Below are 15,717 nucleotides of genomic sequence, written 5' to 3'. Positions count from 1 at the left end.
GCACCATGATAACCGGACGCGCCCCGATCGGCGCGCCGGGGAGGATCATGACTCATTTCGCGATCGCCGGACTGCAACTGGCCCTGCCGCGCGGCGACAATCTGGACCGCATTGCCGAGGAAATCCGCCTCGTCCGCCGCCGTTTCGGCTGGGTCGACATGGTGGTGCTGGGCGAACTGTCCTGCTTCGGCCCGGCCACCGCGCACGCGCAGCCGCTGCCCGGCCCGGCCGAGGACGCCTTCGCCGCGATGGCGCGCGAGCATGGGCTGTGGCTGGTCAACGGATCGCTGTTCGAACGCGACGGCGATGCGATCTACAACACGACCAGCGTCTTCGCCCCCGACGGCAGCATCGCGGCGCGGCACCGCAAAATCTATCCCTTCTATCCCTATGAAGAAGGGGTGACGGGCGGCGGCGAGCCGACCGTATTCGACGTTCCGGGCGTCGGGCGCTTCGGGCTCGCCATCTGCTACGACATCTGGTTTCCCGAGGTCGTGCGCTCGCTGATCTGGCGCGGGGCGGAGGTGATCCTCAACCCGGTGATGACCAACACGATCGACCGCGACGTCGAACTGTCGATCGTCCGCGCCGCCGCGGCGACCAACCAGGCCTATGTCGTGTCGGTCAACGTCGCGGGCGACCTCGGCTATGGGCGCTCGTGCGTCGCGGGGCCGGGCGGCGAGATGATCCACGAGGCGGGGCAGGGGCGCGAGGTCATCGCCGTCGACCTCGACCTCGATCATGTCCGCCGCTGTCGCGAGCGCGGCTGGCACGGTCTCGGCCAGCCGCTCAAGAGCCTTCGCGACGGCCCGCAGCATTTCGAGGCCTATGACCGCGGCCCCGCCGCTTCGCCGGCTCTCCAGGCACTCGGTCCGCTCGTCCAGCCCATGTCTTCGACCGGCAAGGATGGCGCCGGCGCGTCCATAATGACACACAAGGGGGTAAAGTCATGACCAACCATATGCGACTATTGGCGACGACATCGCTCGCCTGCACGGGATTGCTGGCGGTGCTGCCGGCGCCAGCCTTCGCTCAGGAGGCAGGAGCCGCGAGCGACGACACCGACATCGTCGTCACCGCGACGCGCCGCGAGGCGCGGACGATCGACATTCCGTACAATATCTCGGCGGTCGGCGGCGAGAGGATCGACGCGAACCAGACGCGCGACCAAGCCGAACTCCTCCGCTCGATCCCCGGCGTCGCGGTCGTCGATCGCGGCCGGCGCAACGCGGGCGTCATCAACACGGTGACGATCCGCGGCGTCAACGTCGATAGCGCCGCGCTCGGCGATTATGCCGTCTCGGGCATCTCGCCGGTGTCGACCTATGTCAACGACACGCCGCTGTTCGCCGCCTATCTGCTCAAGGACCTCGACCGGGTCGAGGTGCTGCGCGGACCGCAGGGCACGCTCTATGGGTCGGGTGCGCTCGGCGGCACGGTGCGCTACATCCTGAAGAAGCCGGTGCTCGGCCGCTTCGAAGGGCGCGTCACCGGCGGCGTCAGCAGCGTCAAGGGATCGGACGGCATCGGCTACGAGGCGGACGTCGTGCTCAACGTGCCGCTGGGCGAGACCTTCGCGATCCGTGCGGTCGGCAGCCGCCAGCATTATCCGGGGCTTACCGACTATGTGAACGTCTACAAGCTCGATGGCGACGGCATCCCGACCGCGCCGGCGGGCGTGCTGGCGCCCGACGCCGAATATCGCCGCGTCAAGGATGCCGACTTCGTCCATGTCTGGTACGGCCGCATCGCCGCGCTGTGGCAGCCGAGCGACGCCGTCGACGTGACGCTGACCTATAACCATCAGGAAGACAAGGTCGGCGGTCGCCGCCAGATCACGCGCGGCCTCGACGGCTATGGCGAGGCGTATCGGGGGTATCAGAACGGTTCGGTCCAGCTCGAACCGTCGAACCGCAACGTCGATTCGGTCGCGCTCGAGGCGAATGTCGACCTGGGCTTCGCGACGCTGACCTCCAGTTCCTCATGGTACGAGCATGAGGGCGACAGTGTCAGCGAGAATACCGGCTTCTATGCCAAGGCGGGTTTCCTCGCTTTCTATTACAACTATCCGCGCCCGATGGCGTCGGCGGTGCGCGGCTATCGCGACAAGAGCTTCGTGCAGGAACTGCGGCTGGTGTCGAAGGGCGGCGGGCCGCTCGATTATGTGGTCGGCGCCTATTACCAGGACCAGAAGCTCTTTTCGTCGCAGGACAGCTATCTGCGCGGTTTCAAGCGCTGGTGGGACGCCGCGACGGGCCTGACTGCCGCGGTCGCGGGCGATCAGGATTTCTTCTATCGCCGGCACGAGAATTTCAAGGATCGCGCCCTGTTCGGCGAGCTGACCTGGCATGTCACCGATACGGTCGATCTGACCGGCGGGGTGCGCTATTTCTGGAACAAGGCGCGCAACGACACCTCGATCGACATTCCGATCTTTCCCTCGCTGTCGCAGCCGACCGACGCGACCTTCCGCACCAGCGAGGACAAGGCGCTGTTCAAGGGCAATCTGTCATGGAAATTCGCCGACCGCGGTCTGCTCTATGCCACGGTGTCGCAGGGCTATCGCCGAGGCGGGTCGAACGCCGTGCCGACGATCGGCCGCTATGCCGAGGACCCGTCGTGGCAGCAGTACAAGTCGGACACGCTGATCAACTACGAGGTCGGCGTGAAGGGCGGCGTCGGCGGGCTCACCTACAACCTCGACGCCTTCTATATCGACTGGAAGGACATCCAGCTCAACACAGCGACGCCGGTCTGGGGTTTCTACGTCGTCCAGAACGGCGGCAAGGCGCGCTCGCAGGGCATCGAGGCGCAGGTCGAGGGCCGGTCGGGCGGCTTCCACTATGCGCTCGGCTACACCTATGTCGACGCGAAGCTGACGCGCGACTTCTTCTCCCCCGACCCCAGCCGCACATTGATCGGGCGCGACGGCGACCGGTTGCCCGGTTCGGCGCGCCACATCCTGACCGGCAGTGCCGATTACAGCTTCGACCTGGGCGACGACACCAGCCTGACGCTGCGCGGCGACGGCTTCTATCAGTCGTCGACGCGCAACGCGATCAGCACCTCGCCCAAGTTCAACGTGCGTCTGCCGGGCTTCTCGATCTGGAACGCCTCGGCGACTTTGCGCAAGGGCCCTTATGGGCTGACGCTGTTCGTCAAGAATCTGTTCAATGCGGACGGCGTCACGGGCATCTTCACCGAAGCCTATATGGGGACGTCGCCGGGGCAGGGCTATTACGGCAACGGATCGAAGGATATGATCACGCTACCGCGCACCGTCGGCCTGTCGGCGGACGTGCGTTTCTGACGCTCATGGCGCCGCCCGCCGCTCCTCCTTCCCGCGCTCGTCCCGGCGATTTCGACGCCGGGCTGGCGCGGGCGAGGGAGGCGGCGCTGGGCGGACGCTACCGCGAGGCGCGCACGATCCTCGCCGCCATCGAGGAACGCGCGTGGGACAACCCCCGCGACCTGCGCCGTCTTGCCGAATATCACGGTCATATGAACCGGCCGGTCGAGGCCGAGCGCTGTTGCGCCCGTGCGGTCGAACTGGCGCCGGACGATGCGCGGGCGCACTACGATCTCGCCGCGGCGTCGATCGCGATCGGCCGGATCGATGCGGCGGAGGCACATTTCGACCGGGTGATCGCGGCCGATCCGCGCGACTGGGACGCATGGGCCAACCGCTCGACGCTGCGCCGCGCGACGGCGGAGCGCAACCATGTCGCGGCGCTGGATCGCGCGATGGCGGCGGCGGGGCGCGACGCGGAAGCGCGCATCGCGCTCGGCCATGCGCTGGCGAAGGAACTCGAGGACCTTGGCGACCATGACCGGGCGTTCTCGGTTCTGAAGGCGGCCGCCGATGCGCGGCGCGCGCGCCTGTCCTATCGCGTTGCAGACGATGTCGCGACGATGGCGGGAATCGCCGACGCCTTTTCGGCCGAACGCCTGCGCGGCGCACCGCCACCGGCCGCCGAGCCGGGGCCGATCTTCATTCTCGGCCTGCCGCGCAGCGGGACGACGCTGGTCGACCGCATCCTCTCGTCGCACAGCCGCGTCGCAAGCCTCGGCGAAATTCAGGATTTCGCGCTCGCGCTGGTCGAGGGGGCGGGAACGGCGCAGGGCAAGGCCGACCTCATTCGCCGCAGCGCCGCGATGGACCATGCCGCGCTCGGCCGCGCCTATCGCGCGCGCATCGCCGAGCGCGATCCGGACGCGCCGTTCGCGATCGACAAGACGCCGCTCAATTGCCTCTATATCGGGCTGATCGCGCTCGCGCTGCCCGACGCGCGCATCGTCCATGTCCGGCGCGGAGCGATGGACGGCTGCTATGCGATGTACAAGACCCTGTTCCGCATGGGCTATCCGTTCAGCTACGACCTTGGCGACCTCGCCGCCTATCGCATCGCCCACGAACGGCTGATGAACCATTGGCGGGCCGCGCTGCCCGGCCGGATGATCGAGATCGACTATGAGGCGCTGATCGCCGACCAGGAAGGCGAAAGCCGGCGTCTCGTCGCGGCGTGCGGGCTCGACTGGGAGGATGGCTGCCTCGATTTTCACCGCAATCCCGCGCCCGTCGCGACCGCGAGCGCGGTGCAGGTGCGCGCGCCGATCCACGACCGTTCGGTCGGCCTCTGGCGGCGCTATGAGGCCGGGCTCACGCCCCTCGCCGACGCATTGCGCGGCGCCGGTATTCCGCTGGATTACGGACGATGAGATATTGGCCGCTGATCCTCGTCGCGCTCGCGGCGCCCGGCAGCGCGGCGGCCGAGGAACTGCTGCGCAGCGACTTCCAGCAGGGCAGCGCCGACCCGTGGCGCGCGGCGGGCGCGGGCGACGTGCGGCTGACGAGTTTCGAGGGCAATGTCTCGATGCGCCTCACCGCCGGCGCGAGCGCGCAGGTCGCGGTGCCGGTCGAGGGCAAACGCCGCCTGTATGTGAATGCGAAGATCGCCGCCGACGCGCTCGACGACACCGCCGCCTGCATGGCCGAAGCCTCGCGCGATGATGGCGCGACATGGACGCCGATCCTTTCGGTCGGCAAGGCGCGTGCCGATGCGGTGACGCTGTGGCCGGGCGGACAAGCGCTCGCCGACGGCGGGGAAGGGCTTGGTGGCGGCCTGCTGCTTCGCCTGTCGGCGCAGGGGAAGCGCGCGACCTGCTGGTTCGACGATGTGGTGGTGACGGGCGTTGCCCGGGCCGAAACCTCCGACGCGCGGCAGGCGCTGGGCCGCGACGTGTTGTTCGCAGGCACGGGGTTCGACCGTCCGGTTGATCTGTCGGCCTTTGCGCCCACCGCCGATGCCGCGCCGCCGCAGGCGAATTTTACCGGCCGCCTGCATCTGACGGGCGCGGCGATGGCGGGCTTTCGCCTGATCGCCGAGAAAAAGGGCTATGAACGCGGCGATACGATCCGCTCGCTGCCCGACCTTGCCCTCGATCTCGTCCAGCACGGCGATGCGCTGATCCCCGCGCAGCGCGGACTGATCGCCTCGAACCATCCTGACTGGAACTGGATCGTCGAGCCCGGCCGCGTCTGGTCCGAGCCCGGTGACGGCGGGCTGGCCCGCGCCGCGCTGCCCTTTGCATTGCAGGAGCGCAATGCCAACTGCACGCACAACGGGATGCTGACCTTCCTGTTCGGCGCGGACGGAACGGTGAGCAAGGCCGCCTTTGAGATCGCGAGCGAGACCTGCCGCTACCGCAAGTTCGACGCCTGGGGCTTCGTCGCGGCGCGCGCTGCGCCGGGCGCGGTCGCCGATGCCGAGGCGATCGTCCGGCGGCACGAAGCGGTCGTCGCGGCGCGGCTTCCGGTGCGGCCGGTCGAGGCACTGCCCGACGCGCTGGCGCTCGCCACCGCCGCGGGATCGGAGCCGACCGTCTATGGCGCGGTGGTGGACGGCATCCATTACCGCAGCGCCTGCGTGACGCGTCATGGCGACTATCCGGCGTGCGAGGTCATCGACCTGCCGTCCTATTCGACCGCCAAGTCGCTGTTCGGCGGCGTGGCGCTGATGCGGCTCGAAAAACTCTATCCGGGTAGCGCCGGGGCGAGTATCGCCGCCTATGTCCCCGCCTGCGCGCGCGGCTGGGCGGGCGTGACGCTCGAGCAGGCGCTCGACATGACGACCGGCCGTTATCGCTCGGCCGCCTATATGGTCGACGAAGACGACCCGTCGATCGCCGGTTTCTTCGAGCCCGCCGACCATGCGGCGAAGATCGCCTTCGCCTGTACCCATTATCCGCGCAAGGCGCCGCCGGGCGGCAAATGGGTCTATCATACCTCGGACACCTATCTGCTCGGTACCGCGATGGCCGCGATCCTGCGCGAGAAGCGCGGCGCGCAGGCCGATCTCTACGACGATCTCGTCCGGCCGCTGTGGGATGACCTCGAGCTCAGCCCGACGCTGTCGACGACGCGGCGGACCGAGGATGCGGCGGCGCAGCCCTTCGTCGGCTGGGGGCTGACCTATCAGCCCGACGACATCGCGCGGCTGTCGCGCTGGCTGATGCAGGGGGCGGGCGGGCTGCTCGATCGGCGCCTGCTCGACGCGGCGATGCAGCGCGCGCCGAAGGGCGGCGGGCTTCCGGCGGGTTTTCCCGGCTTCCGCTACCGCGCCGGCTTCTGGGCGCGCGAGATGGGCGCGAAGCAAGGTTGCGCCGCGCCGCTCTGGGTTCCCGCCATGTCGGGGTTCGGCGGCATTTCGGTCGCGATGCTGCCTGGCCGTGACGCGCTCTTCTACAGCTTCGGCGACAGCGATCATTGGGACTGGGGTCCCGCCGCCGTGGCGCTGGCCGGAAAGGATGCGCCATGCGGCTGACCGATACGCTGCCGAAGGTGGCGCCCGACGGCCTGCCCGCCGCTGTGCTGCTGTCCTTCCTCGCCACCGCCGGGCTTTTCTACGTCAACATCATGGCGGCGCTCGTCACCGGCCTGTCGGACGGGCTGGGGATCAAGCCCGCGAGCGCGGGGCTGATCGCATCGGCCAATGTCTATGGGGCTGCGGTCGGGGCGCTGGCGGCGGTGTTCCTGATCCGGCGCATCCCGTGGCGTGTTGCCGCAACGGCGGCGCTGCTCGGCCTGATCGCCATCGACCTCGTCTCGACCCGCGTCGTGTCGGTGCCGTGGCTCACAGCCTTGCGCGCCTGTCATGGGATCGTCGGCGGGCTGCTCGTCGGGGTCGCCTTCGCGGTGATCGCGCGCACCCGTTCGCCCGACCGTGTGTTCGGGATGCTGCTTGTCGTGCAGTTCGGGATTGGCGGCATCGGCCTGTGGGCATTGCCGTCGCTGGTTCCGCATTATGGCACCGCGATCCTGTTCCTCGCACTCGCCGCCTTCAGCCTCGCGACGCTGGCTATGCTGCCCTTCCTGCCCGCCTATCCCGTTGCGACGGAGAGCGGCGTGACCGCCGCGCCCGCGCCGATCGCACGGCGCCCGCTCGCCGCGACGCTCGCCGCCATCTTTCTGTTCCAGGCGGGCAATATGGGTCTCGCCGCCTTCATCATTGGGCTGGGGCGCAACGCGGGCCTGTCGCAGGATTTCATCGGGCCGACGCTTGCCGCCGCCAACTGGCTCGGCGCGCTGGGGTCGATCCTCGTTGTTGCGATGGGCGCGCGCTTCGGGCGGGCGAAGCCGATCCTCGGCTCGATCGCGGTGACCTTGCTGTTCACCGCCGCCTTCTGGCGCTCCGATCTCGCCGTCGTCTATGTCGCCGCCAACATCGGCTCGGCGATCGTGTGGGCCTTCACCATCCCCTATCTGCTCGGCCTTGCCGCCGCTTTCGACAAGGTCGGGCGGACCGCCGCGCTCGGCGGCTTCTGTTCGAAGCTCGGCCTGGCGAGCGGGCCGCTGCTGACCGGCCTGCTGCTCGATCGCGGCGGCTATCCGCTGACGATCGGGGCCGCGGTGCTGCTGTTGCTGCTGAGCGGACTTGCGGCGGCCTGGCCCGCCCGGCTGCTCGACCGCGCCGCCCCTTCCCAAGATTGATCCCAAACCAACGAGGTCCAACGATGAGCCAGAATGCCCTTCTTTTGTCGCGCCGTGTCGCCGCCGTCCCGCAGGGGGTCGCCACCGCGACGCCGCTGTTCGCGGAGCGTGCCGAAAATGCCGAGCTGTGGGATGCCGACGGCGCGCGCTACATCGACTTTGCCGGCGGCATCGCGGTGCTCAACGTCGGCCATTGCCATCCGCGCGTGATCGCGGCGGTGCGCGACCAGCTCGACCTTTATACTCACACCGCCTTTCAGGTCGTCGCCTATGAACCCTATGTCGCGCTGTGCGAGCGGCTGAACGCCCTGGCGCCCATCGCGGGGCCCGCCAAGACGATCCTGTTCACGACCGGGGCCGAAGCGGTCGAGAATGCGGTGAAGATCGCGCGCGCCGCGACCGGGCGGCCGGGCGTGATCGCCTTCGGCGGGGGCTTCCACGGCCGCACGCTGCTCACCATGGCGATGACGGGCAAGGTGCTGCCCTACAAGCGCAGCTTCGGCCCGCTGCCGGGCGAGGTGTTCCACCTGCCGTTTCCGATCGCGCACTACGGTGTCGGCGTCGAGGATAGCCTGCGCGCGCTGTCGCTGCTGTTCGCCGCCGACATCGAGCCGTCGCGCGTCGCCGCGATCATCGTCGAGCCGGTGCAGGGCGAGGGCGGCTTCCACATGGCACCGCCCGAATTGCTTCAGGCGCTGCGCCGTATCTGCGACGAGCATGGCATCCTGCTGATCGCCGACGAGGTGCAGACCGGCTTCGCGCGCACCGGGCGGATGTTCGGGATCGAGCATGGTGGGGTCGAGCCCGACCTGATGACCGTCGCCAAGTCGCTCGCCGGCGGCTTCCCACTGTCGGGCGTGATCGGCCGCGCCGACATCATGGACGCGGCGCAGCCCGGCGGGCTCGGCGGCACCTATGCGGGGTCGCCCGTCGCCTGCGCGGCGGCGCTCGCGGTGCTCGACGTGATCGAGGAGGAAGGGCTGATCGCGCGGGCGAACGCCATCGGCGACCGGTTGCGGACGACTCTGGCGGCCTTCGCGGCGCGCAACGACCTTCTGCCCATCGGCCATGTCCGCGGCCCCGGCGCGATGGTCGCCTTCGACCTGCTCGCGGCGCGCGGCGGCGACGAACCCGACGGCGCGGCGGCGAAGCGCGTGACGGCGCGCGCCCTGGAGCGGGGGCTTGTACTGCTGAGCTGCGGTATCCATGGCGAAACCATCCGCCTGCTGATGCCGCTCACCGCGTCCGACGCGGTGATCGACGAGGGCATGGCGATATTGGAAGAGGCCTTGAGCGCATTATGAGCAACGCATGGACATTGACGCGCGGCGACCTGCTGCGGACCGAGGCTTTCGTCGGCGGCCGCTGGGTGGCGGGCGAACGCCGGCTGGCCGTCACCAACCCCGCGACCGGGGCGCTGATCGCCGAGGTCGCCGATACGACCGCCGCCGACACGCGCACCGCGATCGATGCGGCGGCGGCGGCGATGCCCGCCTGGGCGGCGATGCCGGCCAAGGCGCGCGCCGCGATCCTGCGCCGCTGGTTCGATCTGATCATGGCGAATCAGGAGGATCTCGCGCGGCTGATGACCGCCGAACAGGGCAAGCCGCTCGCCGAAAGCCGGGGCGAGATCGCCTATGCGGCCTCCTTCATCGAATGGTTCGCGGAGGAAGCGAAGCGTGTCTATGGCGATGTTATCCCCGCGACCCAGAACGGCCAGCGCATCCTCGTGCTCAAGCAACCGGTCGGCGTCGTCGCGGCGATCACGCCGTGGAACTTCCCCGCCGCGATGATCACCCGCAAGGTCGGTCCGGCGCTCGCCGCGGGCTGCGGCATCGTCGTCAAGCCGGCGGCGCAGACGCCGCTGTCGGCGCTCGCGCTCGCGGTGCTGGCGGAGGAAGCCGGGCTGCCCACCGGCCTGCTGTCGATCGTCCCGACCAGCGATGCGCGCGGTGTCGGCGAAGAGATGACCGGCAACCCGCTGGTCCGCAAGCTCTCCTTCACCGGCTCGACCGAGATCGGCAAGCTGCTTTATCGCCAGTCAGCCGACACGGTGAAGAAGCTTGGTCTCGAACTCGGCGGCAACGCCCCTTTCATCGTCTTCGACGACGCCGATGTGGACGAAGCGGTGAAGGGCGCGATCGCCTCCAAATACCGCAACGCCGGGCAGACCTGCGTCTGCGCCAACCGTCTCTATGTGCAGGCGGGCATCCATGACGCATTCGTCGCGCGCCTCGCCGACGCGGTGCGGGCGCTGAAGGTCGGCGATGGCGCGGTGCCGGGGATCGAGGTCGGCCCGCTGATCGAGGAAGCGGCGGTCGAAAAGGTCGAACGGCATATCGCCGACGCGACTGCAAAGGGAGCCCGGGTCGTCTGCGGCGGCGCGCGCTCGGCGCTCGGCGGCACCTTTTTCGAACCGACGCTGCTTGTCGAGGTCACGGCGGCGATGGCGGTGGCGCAGGAGGAAACCTTCGGCCCGCTGGCGCCGGTTTTCCGTTTCGAGGACGAGGCTGACGTCGTCGCGCAGGCAAACGACACGCGCTTCGGCCTTGCCGCCTATTTCTATGCGCGCGACCTCGCGCGCGTCTGGCGCGTTGCGGAGGCGCTCGAATATGGGATCGTCGGGGTCAACACCGGTCTGATCTCCACCGAGGTCGCGCCGTTCGGCGGGATCAAGGAATCGGGCGTCGGGCGCGAGGGGTCACGCTATGGGATCGACGATTATCTCGAGATCAAATATGTCTGCATGGGCCTGAATCCGGTCTGACCCTGGGGGACGATCGGTTCCGGTAAACGGAACGGCGGTTCGCGCTCAGTCGACCTTGGCGGCGTTGCGCGCGGCTTCGATCTGCCGTTCCTTTTCCACACGCGCCGTTTCGGCGCGGATCAGCTTGTCCGCCATCGCGCGCCAGGCGGCGGCTGCGCGCAGGCTGCGGTCGCGAACCTGCACCAGCTTGGTGCCGGCCGCATCGACATCGCATTTCTCGGCCTGTGTCAGGTAGAAATCGATCGTTGCGGACATCATCTGCTCCCTTGTTCGTGTGTCAATCAACCATGTCGGCGATCAGTCGCCGCAACTCGCGGCGCGACAGCGTCGGCGAACGGCGCGGGGCCGGACGCGGTGCGATCGCCTTGCCGGCGAGGGACAGACCCGCGAGGCGCGGGAAAATATTGTTATAAATCATTCTTTACTCTTGTTTATTCTGTAAGTCAGCGGCGCTTGCGCGCGCCGCCGCCGGGACCGCCGGGGCCGCGCTCGCGATAGACGATGCGGCCCTTGGTCAGGTCGTAGGGCGTCATTTCGACGCGGACCGAGTCGCCGACCACCGACCGGATGCGAAAGCGTCGCATCCGGCCAGCGGTATAGGCGATAAGGCGGTGATCATTTTCGAGCACGACGCCGAAACGGCCGTCGGGCAGGATTTCGTCGATCACGCCTTCGAAGGTCAGAAGCTCTTCTTTCGCCAAGGATCAGGCCTGCTGAAGGTTGATGGCCGATACCTTGCCGTTGCGGCCGGTTTCCAGTTCGTAGGAAAGGCGCTGGTCCTTGTTCAGGGTCGCCATTCCGGCGCGCTCGACGGCGGTGATATGGACGAAGCTGTCGCCCGAGCCGTCTTCATTCGAAATGAAGCCGTAACCCTTGTCGGTGTTGAAGAATTTGACGGTGCCGATCGGCATGGGTGTTTTCCTTTCACGAAAACAAGATACCCACCGGCAAAAGCACCGGCGGAGCTGGTAGCGTGAGAAGGGAAGTTCAGCGCCTGGGGCGTAAATTTTCCGTCGCAGGCGACGTTAGCGCGAACAATATGGGTAGATGGGGAGAAAAAGTCAAGTTTCGCGGAAAATCCCCGCAGGATCGACGCTCGGAATTCGCTTTCTTTTCTAATGTCCGATCGCCGGATTCGTCCGGATTTTTTCATATGACGATGCGTTTGAGAATCGCGATTTCATCGATTCAGGCCGACATCCGGTTTCCGGCCCGTATCGCTTCGTCGGCGTGCGAAGGATCGGCAAACCCGGACGCGGCAACTGCCGTCTTTGCCGTGCGTTCGTCTGGAACAGGCTCGCCAGCAAAGCTGGTGCGCGACAGGATGATCCGCGACAGGAGATGACATCATGACCGACCGCCGCGACGCGTTGCTCGATGCAGCCGAAACCGCCCCTGTCGAACGGATCGCGCGCGTGCTCGCGGGCCATGCGCTCAGCCGCAATGCCGAAGGGGACATGTCGTCGGCCGGAGCGGCGGTCGACGAAAGCTGGCCCGAATACACCGATGCCGCGCTTGCAGTGCTCCGCACGCTTCGCGAACCGAGCGGGCGCATGGTCGCCGCCGGCGACGCCGCCATATGGGATCGGATGATTACCGCGGCGATTGAGGATGAGACCATTTCGGACGGCTGAAATGCCCCGAAGCCTGTCGCTGCCATCGTGGAAAGAAGATGGCTCCCCGGGCAGGATTCGAACCTGCGACCAATCGATTAACAGTCGATTGCTCTACCGCTGAGCTACCGAGGAGCAGCCCGCCAAGGCGGGCAAGGCGGCCCCTTTGCCGTTGCCCGCGCCATTTTGCAAGGGGGATTCGGTATATTTTGTACCGCTGGCCCTGCGCTGGAGCCAGCGTGCCTCAAACGATGAATTGTTCCATCGCGATCCGCTCGTCGAGCCCCTGATCGGGATCGAACAGCAGCGTCAGCGGCCGGCTGCGGTCGGTGGTGACGAGGACGGTCTTCACGTCGCGGATCTCGCGCTGGTCGGCGACGGCGCTGACCGGGCGTTTGGCTGCTTCGCGGACATTGAAGCGGATGCTTGCCGATTCGGGCAATAATGCGCCGCGCCAACGCCGCGGGCGGAAGGGGCTGATCGGGGTCAGCGCGAGCATTTCCGATTCGAGCGGCAGGATCGGTCCGTTGGCGGACAGATTATAGGCGGTCGAACCCGCGGGGGTCGCGACGAGGACGCCGTCGCACGCCAGTTCCTCCAGCATCGTGCGCTCGTTGATCACTACCTCCAGCTTCGCCGCCTGGCGCGTTTCGCGCAGCAGCGAAATTTCGTTAATCGCGGGCAGGATATGCCGTTCGCCGCTGATCGTCGTGATGTCGCCCGACAGGGGGTGGATCAGGAAGGGGCGCGCGGCGGCGATGCGTTCGAGCAGGCCTTCGACGCGGAACTCGTTCATCAGGAAGCCGATCGTCCCGCGGTTCATTCCGAAGACGGGCAGGCTACGCCGCTGGTCGAGAAGCTGGTGCAGCATGTGGAGCAGGAAGCCGTCGCCGCCGAGCGCGATCAGCAGGTCGGCCTCGGCGAGATCGACGAAGTCGTAGAGCGGACGCAGTTCGGCCTCGGCCTCCTGTCCCGCGGGCGCATTCGACGCGACGAGCGCGATCTTGCGTTGCATAACTACCCCCAGAAGGGCGCCGCGTCAGCCGCCCGTTGCACTCATGTGACGCGCGACCGCCGGCGCCGATTTCCGTTCGATACGAAAATCGTGCGCGCGCGGTTTGCCAGCCAATGCCGTGTCGATCAACCCATCGACGTCCCCGCCGTCGCGCAGCGCCGCGCGCAGGTCGACATGGTCGTCGCGTCCCAGGCACATGTAGATGCGCCCTTCGACGGTCAGGCGGATGCGGTTGCAGGTCGCACAGAAATTGTCGCTCAGCGGCGTGATCAGGCCGAGCGTCACCGGGCTGTCCTCGACCGCGAAATAGCGCGCCGGGCCGCCAGTGCGTTTGTCGACCGGCCAGATCGCGCGCTCGGCGCGCAGCGGCGCGACGAAGCGGTGGAGCGGAATGAAATGGGCGCTGCGGTCCGCCTCGACCTCGCCGAGCGGCATCGTTTCGATCAGCGTCAGGTCGCAGCCGTTCGCGGCGCAGAAATCGAGCATCGGGAGGAGCTGGTCCTCGTTGAGCCCGGCGAGCGCGACCATGTTGATCTTGACCGACAGTCCCGCCGCGCGCGCCGCCGCGATGCCGCGCAGCGCGACGGCGAGGTCGCCGACGCGGGTGATATGGCGAAAGGCCGCCGCATCGAGCGTGTCGAGGCTGACGTTGACGCGGCGCACGCCCGCCGCCGCGAGCATCGCCGCATGTTCGGCGAGCCGCATGCCGTTGGTGGTGAGGGTCAGTTCGTCGAGGCCGTCGCCGACCAGTGCGCCGAGCCGCCCAGCGAGCATGTCGATGCCGCGCCGCACCAGCGGTTCGCCGCCGGTCAGGCGGATGCGGCGGATGCCGCGCGCGACGAATCGTTCCGCGAGATCGCCCATTTCCTCGATCGTCAGCACCGCCGAGCGCGGAAGGAAGGTCATCGTCTCCGCCATGCAATAACGGCAGCGCAGATCGCAGCGGTCGGTCACCGACAGGCGCAGATAGCTGATCCGGCGGCCATGGCCGTCGGCCAGCGACGCGGCAGATGGGGCGGAATTTGCGGTCATCGTGATTATTGTGGTGCAAATGGGAAGAGATTGGCAAGCAAAGCCTGCTAGGGGGCCGGCATGAATCGATTGAACGACACGAACGCGGCAAGCGTTCGGCATCTTGAAGACCTGCATGCGCGGCACGGCGCCGACCTGGGCGTGATCCTGATCCAGCTCGACCAGCTGGCGCGAATCAATCACAGCGCGGGCACCGAAACGGGCGACGCCCTGCTCGAAGAGGTGGCGCGGCGGCTCGACACCTTCGCCAGCGATGAATTCGGCCATGGCTCGCTGGTCGCGCGGCTCGAAGGGCCGCGCTTCCTGATCGTACCGGCGGTGCCGCTGTCGCTCGGCGCGCTGCATGCGCAGGAACGGGCCCTTCACGTCGCGCTCGCCGAGCCGATGGTCGGCGACCCCAACGGGCGGCTGGCGATCCGCATCGCCGCGGCGCTGATCACGCGCGACGAGCCGATCGACGATCAGCTACGCATGGCGGCCGAGCAGCTCGCGCGGCCGGCGTCGGCGCGCGACGGCGCGATGGTCAAGGCCGCGCTGTCGCGCGGCGAGGTGGCGATCTTCTATCAGCCGCAATATGACGTCGCGAGCGGCGCGATGGTCGGGGTCGAAGCGCTGCTGCGCTGGCGGCATCCCGACCTCGGCCTGCTCGGCGCCGGGCCGCTCATCACCGCGGCGCGCGCGGCGCGGCTCGAGTGCGAGTTGACCGAACATGCGCACCGCGTCGCGCTGGCCGAGGTCGCGCGCTGGCCGAAGCCGCTCGGCAAGCTGCGCGTCTCGCTCAACATCACCGCCGCCGACCTCGGCGACCCGGCGTTTGCCGACCGGCTGGCGGCGATGATCAAGGCGGCGCGCGTCGATCCCGACCGGCTGACGCTCGAACTCACCGAACAGGCGATGCTTAGCGATCCGACGAGCGCGGCGGCACAGCTCGCGCAGATCCGCTCGCTCGGCTGCGCGATCGCGATCGACGATTTCGGCACCGGCTATTCCAGCCTGTCGCTGCTCGCGCGGCTGCCGATCGACTATCTGAAGATCGACGCCGGCTTCACGCGCACCATCGACGGCAGTGACCGCGACCGCATCGTCGTGCGCGCGATCGTCGACCTTGCCCGCGCGCTCGGCCTGTTGGTGGTTGCCGAGGGGATCGAGAGCGAGAGCCAGCTCGCGCGGCTGAAGGAGATCGGCGTGGCGACGTGGCAGGGCTTCCTGAAATCGGGGCCGGTCCCGGGCGACGAACTGCTGGCGTTGATGGAATAGGGCATCGAGCCCTAAATCCACATCCACCCGTTTCCACGAACGG

General features: G+C 68.0%; 16 protein-coding genes and 1 tRNA gene. 10 read left to right on the top strand and 7 right to left on the bottom strand.

Features of this window, described 5'->3' with window-relative positions; all coding sequences use genetic code 11:
• Positions 1 to 47 precede the first annotated feature (47 nt).
• Genes C3E99_RS11265 through C3E99_RS11235 form a run of 7 tightly spaced genes read left to right on the top strand, consistent with a single transcriptional unit; the run spans position 48 to position 10,757 of the window.
• Complete coding sequence (locus C3E99_RS11265) at positions 48 to 953, top strand: carbon-nitrogen hydrolase family protein (protein WP_104959794.1); 906 nt, start codon at positions 48 to 50, stop codon at positions 951 to 953.
• Entirely contained in the window at positions 950 to 3,310 is a 2,361-nt protein-coding gene (locus C3E99_RS11260; protein WP_076076388.1) for a TonB-dependent receptor, read from the top strand. Before C3E99_RS11265 ends, C3E99_RS11260 begins: the two co-directional genes overlap by 4 nt.
• A gap of 5 nt (positions 3,311 to 3,315) precedes the next feature.
• On the top strand, positions 3,316 to 4,719 hold the full coding sequence (locus C3E99_RS11255) for a tetratricopeptide repeat-containing sulfotransferase family protein (RefSeq protein ID WP_083675134.1): 1,404 nt from the start codon (positions 3,316 to 3,318) through the stop codon (positions 4,717 to 4,719).
• A complete protein-coding gene (locus C3E99_RS11250) occupies positions 4,716 to 6,824 on the top strand; it encodes a serine hydrolase (protein ID WP_076076385.1) in 2,109 nt (702 codons plus the stop codon). The genes C3E99_RS11255 and C3E99_RS11250 overlap by 4 nt, the downstream gene beginning before the upstream one ends.
• On the top strand, positions 6,815 to 7,990 hold the full coding sequence (locus tag C3E99_RS11245; RefSeq protein WP_076076382.1) for an MFS transporter: 1,176 nt from the start codon (positions 6,815 to 6,817) through the stop codon (positions 7,988 to 7,990). The genes C3E99_RS11250 and C3E99_RS11245 overlap by 10 nt, the downstream gene beginning before the upstream one ends.
• 23 nt (positions 7,991 to 8,013) lie before the next feature.
• On the top strand, positions 8,014 to 9,294 hold the full coding sequence (gene gabT / locus C3E99_RS11240) for a 4-aminobutyrate--2-oxoglutarate transaminase (RefSeq protein WP_104959793.1): 1,281 nt from the start codon (positions 8,014 to 8,016) through the stop codon (positions 9,292 to 9,294).
• Entirely contained in the window at positions 9,291 to 10,757 is a 1,467-nt protein-coding gene (locus tag C3E99_RS11235) for an NAD-dependent succinate-semialdehyde dehydrogenase (protein WP_076076377.1), read from the top strand. The genes gabT and C3E99_RS11235 overlap by 4 nt, the downstream gene beginning before the upstream one ends.
• Positions 10,758 to 10,802: 45 nt before the next feature.
• On the opposite strand, the gene C3E99_RS11230 is transcribed toward C3E99_RS11235, so the two are convergent.
• Genes C3E99_RS11230 through C3E99_RS11220 form a run of 4 tightly spaced genes read right to left on the bottom strand, consistent with a single transcriptional unit; the run spans position 10,803 to position 11,668 of the window.
• The gene (locus C3E99_RS11230) at positions 10,803 to 11,012 is read right to left on the bottom strand and encodes a hypothetical protein (protein ID WP_076078051.1); all 210 of its coding nucleotides are present in this window, start codon (positions 11,010 to 11,012) and stop codon (positions 10,803 to 10,805) included.
• A gap of 22 nt (positions 11,013 to 11,034) precedes the next feature.
• Positions 11,035 to 11,175 carry a hypothetical protein gene (locus C3E99_RS19755; RefSeq protein ID WP_156482933.1) on the bottom strand — a complete coding sequence of 47 codons (141 nt, stop codon included), beginning with the start codon at positions 11,173 to 11,175 and terminating at the stop codon, positions 11,035 to 11,037.
• Between the two features lie 25 nt (positions 11,176 to 11,200).
• Positions 11,201 to 11,458: a translation initiation factor IF-1 gene (infA, locus tag C3E99_RS11225; protein WP_067105436.1), complete on the bottom strand. Its 258-nt coding sequence runs from the start codon at positions 11,456 to 11,458 to the stop codon at positions 11,201 to 11,203.
• A gap of 3 nt (positions 11,459 to 11,461) precedes the next feature.
• Positions 11,462 to 11,668 carry a cold-shock protein gene (locus C3E99_RS11220; RefSeq protein ID WP_067105435.1) on the bottom strand — a complete coding sequence of 69 codons (207 nt, stop codon included), beginning with the start codon at positions 11,666 to 11,668 and terminating at the stop codon, positions 11,462 to 11,464.
• A 2-nt stretch (positions 11,669 to 11,670) separates the two neighbouring features.
• Between C3E99_RS11220 and C3E99_RS19750 the strand changes: the two genes are divergently transcribed.
• Together C3E99_RS19750 and C3E99_RS11215 are read left to right on the top strand one after the other, a co-directional pair.
• Positions 11,671 to 12,102: a hypothetical protein gene (locus C3E99_RS19750; RefSeq protein ID WP_158682257.1), complete on the top strand. Its 432-nt coding sequence runs from the start codon at positions 11,671 to 11,673 to the stop codon at positions 12,100 to 12,102.
• Positions 12,103 to 12,106: 4 nt separating this feature from the next.
• The gene (locus C3E99_RS11215) at positions 12,107 to 12,391 is read left to right on the top strand and encodes a hypothetical protein (protein WP_104959792.1); all 285 of its coding nucleotides are present in this window, start codon (positions 12,107 to 12,109) and stop codon (positions 12,389 to 12,391) included.
• A 39-nt stretch (positions 12,392 to 12,430) separates the two neighbouring features.
• On the opposite strand, the gene C3E99_RS11210 is transcribed toward C3E99_RS11215, so the two are convergent.
• The 3 genes from C3E99_RS11210 to moaA all read right to left on the bottom strand — a co-directional run bounded on the left by C3E99_RS11210 (position 12,431) and on the right by moaA (position 14,417).
• Positions 12,431 to 12,505, bottom strand: a tRNA-Asn gene (locus tag C3E99_RS11210).
• A gap of 109 nt (positions 12,506 to 12,614) precedes the next feature.
• Positions 12,615 to 13,385, bottom strand: coding sequence for an NAD kinase (locus tag C3E99_RS11205; protein WP_076076367.1), 771 nt, complete (start codon positions 13,383 to 13,385; stop codon positions 12,615 to 12,617).
• Positions 13,386 to 13,409: 24 nt separating this feature from the next.
• Entirely contained in the window at positions 13,410 to 14,417 is a 1,008-nt protein-coding gene (moaA, locus tag C3E99_RS11200) for a GTP 3',8-cyclase MoaA (RefSeq protein ID WP_076076364.1), read from the bottom strand.
• Positions 14,418 to 14,477: 60 nt separating this feature from the next.
• Here moaA and C3E99_RS11195 point away from each other — a divergent pair, with 60 nt between their 5' ends.
• Positions 14,478 to 15,674 carry a GGDEF domain-containing phosphodiesterase gene (locus C3E99_RS11195; RefSeq protein WP_076076361.1) on the top strand — a complete coding sequence of 399 codons (1,197 nt, stop codon included), beginning with the start codon at positions 14,478 to 14,480 and terminating at the stop codon, positions 15,672 to 15,674.
• Positions 15,675 to 15,717: the final 43 nt, after the last annotated feature.

The sequence above is a fragment of the Sphingopyxis sp. MG genome, assembly GCF_002953155.1.
In the GTDB taxonomy this organism is placed as follows: domain Bacteria; phylum Pseudomonadota; class Alphaproteobacteria; order Sphingomonadales; family Sphingomonadaceae; genus Sphingopyxis; species Sphingopyxis granuli.
The sequence above is the reverse complement of the archived record's forward strand: the minus strand, read 5'-3'. Positions and strand labels throughout refer to the sequence as shown.

Excerpts from the sequence above, each read along its gene's own strand:
- C3E99_RS11195 (WP_076076361.1), top strand. The coding sequence starts at position 14,478 with ATGAATCGATTGAACGACACGAACGCGGCAAGCGTTCGGCATCTTGAA.
- gabT (WP_104959793.1), top strand. The coding sequence starts at position 8,014 with ATGAGCCAGAATGCCCTTCTTTTGTCGCGCCGTGTCGCCGCCGTCCCG.
- C3E99_RS11265 (WP_104959794.1), top strand. The coding sequence starts at position 48 with ATGACTCATTTCGCGATCGCCGGACTGCAACTGGCCCTGCCGCGCGGC.
- C3E99_RS11255 (WP_083675134.1), top strand. The coding sequence starts at position 3,316 with ATGGCGCCGCCCGCCGCTCCTCCTTCCCGCGCTCGTCCCGGCGATTTC.
- C3E99_RS11220 (WP_067105435.1), bottom strand. The coding sequence starts at position 11,668 with ATGCCGATCGGCACCGTCAAATTCTTCAACACCGACAAGGGTTACGGC.
- C3E99_RS11235 (WP_076076377.1), top strand. The coding sequence starts at position 9,291 with ATGAGCAACGCATGGACATTGACGCGCGGCGACCTGCTGCGGACCGAG.
- C3E99_RS11260 (WP_076076388.1), top strand. The coding sequence starts at position 950 with ATGACCAACCATATGCGACTATTGGCGACGACATCGCTCGCCTGCACG.
- C3E99_RS11245 (WP_076076382.1), top strand. The coding sequence starts at position 6,815 with ATGCGGCTGACCGATACGCTGCCGAAGGTGGCGCCCGACGGCCTGCCC.
- C3E99_RS19755 (WP_156482933.1), bottom strand. The coding sequence starts at position 11,175 with ATGATTTATAACAATATTTTCCCGCGCCTCGCGGGTCTGTCCCTCGCC.
- moaA (WP_076076364.1), bottom strand. The coding sequence starts at position 14,417 with ATGACCGCAAATTCCGCCCCATCTGCCGCGTCGCTGGCCGACGGCCAT.
- C3E99_RS11230 (WP_076078051.1), bottom strand. The coding sequence starts at position 11,012 with ATGTCCGCAACGATCGATTTCTACCTGACACAGGCCGAGAAATGCGAT.
- C3E99_RS11215 (WP_104959792.1), top strand. The coding sequence starts at position 12,107 with ATGACCGACCGCCGCGACGCGTTGCTCGATGCAGCCGAAACCGCCCCT.
- C3E99_RS11205 (WP_076076367.1), bottom strand. The coding sequence starts at position 13,385 with ATGCAACGCAAGATCGCGCTCGTCGCGTCGAATGCGCCCGCGGGACAG.
- C3E99_RS11250 (WP_076076385.1), top strand. The coding sequence starts at position 4,716 with ATGAGATATTGGCCGCTGATCCTCGTCGCGCTCGCGGCGCCCGGCAGC.